The sequence below is a fragment of the Arthrobacter sp. TB 26 genome (assembly GCF_000427315.1).
Taxonomy (GTDB): domain Bacteria; phylum Actinomycetota; class Actinomycetes; order Actinomycetales; family Micrococcaceae; genus Arthrobacter.
Map to the genome: position 1 here is coordinate 6121 of NZ_AUPJ01000162.1, position 5841 is coordinate 11961.

At 66.0% G+C, this 5841-nt stretch carries 4 protein-coding genes (1 of these 4 only partly in view); all 4 read right to left on the reverse strand.

The window, feature by feature from the left end; genetic code table 11:
* Window positions 1-411: the 5' portion of an HAD hydrolase-like protein gene (locus K789_RS0105500; protein WP_024365886.1), read on the reverse strand. 369 nt of this gene lie to the left of the window's left edge; only the first 411 of its 780 coding nucleotides appear in the window; its start codon is at window positions 409-411; the stop codon falls past the left edge of the window.
* A gap of 121 nt (window positions 412-532) precedes the next feature.
* A complete protein-coding gene (uvrA, locus tag K789_RS0105505; protein ID WP_237739524.1) occupies window positions 533-3433 on the reverse strand; it encodes an excinuclease ABC subunit UvrA in 2901 nt (966 codons plus the stop codon).
* A gap of 157 nt (window positions 3434-3590) precedes the next feature.
* On the reverse strand, window positions 3591-3983 hold the full coding sequence (locus tag K789_RS0105510) for a GntR family transcriptional regulator (protein ID WP_024365888.1): 393 nt from the start codon (window positions 3981-3983) through the stop codon (window positions 3591-3593).
* Window positions 3980-5722 (reverse strand): ABC transporter ATP-binding protein, encoded by a 1743-nt coding sequence (locus K789_RS0105515; RefSeq protein WP_084507281.1) that lies wholly within the window; start codon window positions 5720-5722, stop codon window positions 3980-3982. The genes K789_RS0105510 and K789_RS0105515 overlap by 4 nt, the downstream gene beginning before the upstream one ends.
* Between the last annotated feature and the right edge of the window lie 119 nt (window positions 5723-5841).

Here is a 5841-nt window from a genome sequence, read left to right on the forward strand (position 1 = left end):
GGCCGAGCCGCGGATGGTGTGGAACAAGGCGGCAATACCATGGTGCTCCAGGACAATGCGGGCCAGACCTTCGGGCTTCTGGGTGGCAACGGCGAGGGGCCGTCCGGCCTCGACGAACGATTCCAGCAGCGCCCGGATTCCCGGGTAGAGCCTGCTTTGGGCGATCCCGGTGGCCAGGTAGTGGGCACGGTAGATGCGGATGGCGTGGTCGAGCTGTCCGGCCGGGACCCCGGCGATGTCCGTGAGGGAATGGCTGAGTTTCGGGCCGATCATGGCATCCATCCGGGCTTTGCCGGGAATGTCGAGGCCGAGCTCTGTGAGGGCAGCTGCGATTCCGTCCGATATTCCCTGCGCCGGATCGACAAGAGTGCCGTCCAGGTCAAAGATCACGGGCACTGTTGTTTGGGTCACCGGCCTAGTTTCTCACGAGTCAACCGATGCCAGAAACTCGCATACCCCGGCGGGAATGTATCTGTTGCGGCGCCGGTGCCTCTGCGGTTCCTTCCGCACAGGCACCGGCACCGGGCCGGTCTCAGGACAGGATGTCGGCCAGGAAGGCGGCCGTATGGCTTTCCGTGGACTTGGCGACATGTTCGGGAGTTCCCGAGGCGACGATGCGGCCTCCGCCGGATCCGCCGTCCGGACCCAGGTCGACGATCCAGTCCGCGCTCTTGATGACATCAAGGTTGTGCTCGATCGTGATGACCGTGTTCCCCTTGTCCACGAGGCCTTGGAGGACCAGCAGCAGCTTGCGGATGTCCTCGAAGTGCAGGCCGGTGGTGGGCTCGTCCAGCACGTAGATGCTTCGGCCGTTGGAGCGCTTCTGCAGCTCGGCCGCAAGCTTCACGCGCTGCGCCTCGCCGCCGGAGAGCGTCGTCGCGGGCTGGCCGAGCCGGACATAGCCGAGCCCGACGTCGACAAGGGTGCGCAGGTGCCGGGCGATCGGCGTGAACGCCGCGAAGAACTCGGCGCCTTCCTCGATCGGCATGTTCAGGACGTCGGCGATGGTCTTGCCCTTGTAGTGGACTTCCAGGGTTTCCCGGTTGTACCGGGCACCGTGGCACACCTCACAGGGCACGTAGACGTCCGGCAGGAAGTTCATTTCGATCTTCAGCGTGCCGTCGCCGGAGCAGGCCTCGCAGCGTCCGCCCTTGACGTTGAAGGAGAACCGTCCCGGCAGGTAGCCGCGGACTTTGGCCTCGGTGGTGTCTGCGAACAGCTTGCGGATGTTGTCAAAGACGCCCGTGTAGGTGGCTGGGTTGGACCGCGGGGTGCGGCCGATGGGGCTCTGGTCGACGTGGACCACCTTGTCGAGGTGTTCGAGCCCCTGGATGGACTTGTGCCGGCCCGCCACTTGCTTGGCGCCGTTGAGCTTGTTGGCCAGGACCTTGTAGAGGATCTCGTTGACCAGGGTGGATTTTCCCGAACCGCTGACGCCGGTCACCGCGGTGAACAGGCCCAGCGGGAAGGTGGCGTCCACGTTCAGGAGGTTGTTCTCCTTGGCGCCGACGACCTTCAGTTCGCGCTTTTTGTCGTATTTACGCCGCTTCTTGGGGATCTCTATCTTTTTCCGGCCGGAGAGGTAGTCGCCGGTGAGCGATCCGGTGTTCTCGAGCAAGTCCTTGTAGGAACCCGAGTGCACCACCATGCCGCCGTGTTCGCCGGCGCCCGGTCCGATATCCACCACCCAGTCGGCTTCCTGGATGGTGTCCTCATCGTGTTCCACCACGATCAGGGTGTTGCCGAGGTCCCGCAGCCGGGTCAGGGTTTCGATCAGGCGGCGGTTGTCACGCTGGTGCAGGCCGATCGACGGCTCGTCCAGGACGTAGAGCACACCCACGAGGCCGGAGCCGATCTGTGTGGCCAGCCGGATGCGCTGGGCTTCGCCGCCGGACAGGGTACCGGATGGCCGCTCCAGGTTCAGGTACTCCAGCCCGACGTCGAGCAGGAAGGTCAGGCGGGCCTGGATCTCCTTGAGGACCTGGTTCGCGATCTGGGCTTCGCGGCCACTGAGTACCAGGTTGTCCAGGAAGTGGGCGCACTCGCGCATCGGCAGGGCGGCGACCTCGGCAATGGACTTGCCGTTGATCAGGACCGAGAGCGAAGCCGGGTTCAGGCGTGCGCCGTTGCAGGCCGGGCACGGGATCTGCCGCATGTACTCCTCGTAGCGGTCCCGTGCCGAGTCCGAGTCCGTTTCGAGGTGTTTGCGGTGGACGTACTGCATGACGCCCTCAAAGCCTGTGCTGTATTTGCGTTCCCGGCCAAAGCGGTTGCGGTACTGCACCACGACTTTATGGTCCTTGCCGTGCAGCACGGTCTGGCGGGTGTCCTGGGAGAGCTTGTCCCAGGGCGTTGTCATCGAGAAACCGAGTTCCTTGGCGAGTCCGCCGAGCAGACGGTTCCAGTACTCCGTCGTCGCGGTGCCGAGTGACCAGGGGGCGATTGCTCCCTCCGAGAGGGACAGTTCCCCGTTCGGAATGATGAGTTCCTCATCGACCTCCAGCTTCGTGCCGATGCCGCTGCAGGCCGAGCAGGCGCCAAAGGGGTTGTTGAAGGAGAAGGAGCGTGGTTCGATCTCGTCGATCGCGAGCGGGTGCTCGTTGGGGCAGGCAAGGTTTTCGGAGAACGCCCGGACCCGTTCCGGGTCGTCAGCCTCGAGGTCGACGAATTCGGCGAGAATCCGTCCTTCGGCCAGGCCGAGGGCGGTTTCCACCGAGTCGGTGAGGCGCTGGCTGATTCCCTCCTTGACCACGAGGCGGTCCACGACAACTTCGATGGTGTGCTTGAACTGTTTGCCGAGCTTGGGCGGATCGCTGAGCTGGATCAGCTTGTCATCGACCCGTGCCCGCGAGTAGCCCTTGGCGGTGAGTTCCTTGAACAGCTCGACGAATTCGCCTTTGCGCCCACGGACCACCGGGGCCAGGATCTGGAAGCGGGTGCCCTCGGGCAGTTCCAGCAGCTGGTCGACGATCTGCTGCGGGGTCTGCTTCGCGACGGGCTCCCCGCAGACCGGGCAGTGCGGGCGGCCGACACGGGCCCACAGGAGGCGCATGTAGTCGTAGATCTCGGTGATGGTGCCCACGGTGGAGCGCGGGTTCTTGCTGGTGGACTTTTGATCGATGGACACCGCGGGCGAGAGGCCCTCGATGAAGTCGACGTCGGGCTTGTCCACCTGGCCCAGGAACTGCCGGGCGTAGGCGGAGAGCGATTCGACGTACCGGCGCTGGCCCTCGGCGAAGATCGTGTCGAACGCCAGCGAGGACTTGCCCGAGCCCGAGAGCCCCGTAAAGACGATCATGGAGTCTCGGGGCAGGTCCAGGTCGACGTTGCGCAGGTTGTGTTCGCGCGCGCCCTTGACGACGAGCCGGGACATGTCCGGACGCTTCACCGCCGGGCGGGAGTCTTCCCCGCGGCCGGGTTTTGCCGGACTCATCGGAACGGAACCCATTTGAACGGCGGTCTGGGAATCAACGGCTGGATCTTCAGCTACGGCTTTAGGCACGCTATCAATGCTAATCGAAAACTTCTTCGAATTTCCATTCCCGGCTGCGCCCCGGCCGGGAATCGCCGCCCGATGTGCTAACGGGGAGTTATTCCCGGTCGTAGGCAGCGGCCAGCAACTGCACGGCTTCGGCAAAACTGGCGCCTTGGGCCTTGGCGGCACCGGCGAACCCGGCCGCGGCCGCGGAGAGTGAGCTCCACGCCTCGTCCCGGGCGCACACCACTGTTCCGTTCCGGCCCCTGGTCACGACGACGCCGGCCGCCTCCAGTTCCTTGTAGGCGCGGGCCACCGTGTGCGGTGCGACGCCCAGCTCGCCGGCAAGGCTCCGGACGGCAGGAAGCTTGGTGCCGGGGGCCAGGGTCCCGTCGTCGGCCCGTTCAATAATGTTGAGCCGGAGCTGGTCGAACAGGGGGACGGAGCTGCCCGGATTGGGTCGCCAGGCACCGGGGAACGGCGAGGTTGACGCTGCGGCGGGCGTCACTGTCCCGGCTCCCGGGCGGGCTTGCCTTGTTCGCGGCGGGCGAACTGCGCCTCATACAGTTTCAGGTACAGACCGCCCCCGGCCATGAGGTGGCGGTGGGTGCCCTGTTCAACGATGCGTCCTTGGTCCATGACCAGAATTAGATCAGCGTCCCGGACGGTGGACAAGCGGTGGGCGATGACGAAGCTGGTGCGTCCCTGCCGGAGGCGCCGCATGGCCTGTCGGATTTGCACTTCGGTGCGGCTGTCCACCGAACTGGTGGCCTCGTCGAGGACCAGGATGTTGCGTCCCGCCAATTGCGCCCTGGCGATCGAGATGAGCTGGCGCTGGCCGCGGCTCAGCGAGTCGCCGTCGTTGCCGAGCATCGTGGCGTAGCCGCCGGGCAGGGCCCGGACGAACTGGTCCACATGGCTGGCCTGCGCCGCGGCAACAATCTCGGCGTCGGCCGCGCCGGGGCGGCCGTACTCAATGTTGTCGCGGATACTGCCAGTGAAGAGCCACGCGTCCTGCAGCACCGTGCCGAAATTGGTCCGCAGTTCGTCGCGGGTCAGCTCCGCGATGTCCGCGCCGTCGACCGTGATCCGGCCGGAATCCAGTTCGTAGAAGCGCATCAGGAGGTTGACCACGGTGGTCTTGCCGGCACCGGTCTGCCCCACGATCGCCACGGTCTGCCCGGGTTCGACCGCGAAGGACAGGTCCTGGACCGCGGGTGTGCCGGGGCTGTAGCCGAAGCTGACATGCTCAAACGTGACCCGGCCGGCGGCGTCGGATGGTGCATCGCCCGAACGGGCCGGCGCCGCACCCGCGGCCGTCTCCGCCGGGATCTCCGGCGCATCAAGGAGCTCAAAGACCCGCCCGGCCGACACGAGGCAGGACTGCATAAGGGTCAGCATGCCGCCAATCTGTCCCATCGGCTGGCTGAAGAGCCTGCTGAACTGGATGAAGGCCTGCAGGCCGCCGATGGTCATGGCTCCGGCCAGGACCTGGAGCGCACCGACGACGGCGACGGCGACGTAGTTGAGGTTGGACACAAACACCATCAGCGGCTGAACGACGCCGGACACGTACTGGGCGTGGGTGCTGGCCCGGCACAGTCTGTCGTTGCCGTCTTTGAAACTGGCCGCGGCCGCCTCCTGCCGCCCGAATGCCTTGACCACCTCGTGGCCGGTGAAGAACTCCTCGAGCTGCGCGTGCAGCTCGCCGGTACTCCCCCATTGCTCGGTGAAGTGGGCCTGCGACTTCCGGGCCACCAGGATGGTGATGAGGGTGGACACCGGGACGGAGGCCAGCGCGATCACGGCCAGGACCGGGGAGAGCCACAGCATCATCGCCAGGGCCCCGGAGAGCATCAACAGCGACATGATCAGCTGGTTGAGCAGCTGGTTGAGCGCCTGTGCGATGTTGTCGACGTCGTTGGTGGCGCGGCTCAGTACGTCACCGCGGTGCTGCTCATCGAAATGGCTGGACGGCAGCACGTGCAGTTTGCCCTCCACCGAAGCGCGCAGCCCGTAGCCCAGGCGCTGCACCGCCACGGCCGTCAGGGTTCCCTGGATCCAGCTGAAGACAGAGGCACCCAGGTACATGATCGAAACCCCCGCCAGCAGGGCAGCCAGTTTGGCCTGGTTGAAGGATCCCCCGACCACCCCCACAACGACGACGTCGGTGGCGTCACCCAGCACTTTCGGCGCCGCAACGTTGAGGAACACAAAGGCGCACGTGGCGGCGATGACACCGGCCATCAGCCACTTCGACGGGCGCAGCAGTCCGAGCAGCCGGCCGGCGGTGCGCCAGCGGAACCGGCCGCCCTTCGCGGACTCCTCGGGCGTCACCACCGGAAAGGATTGGGGGCGGCCGCCCG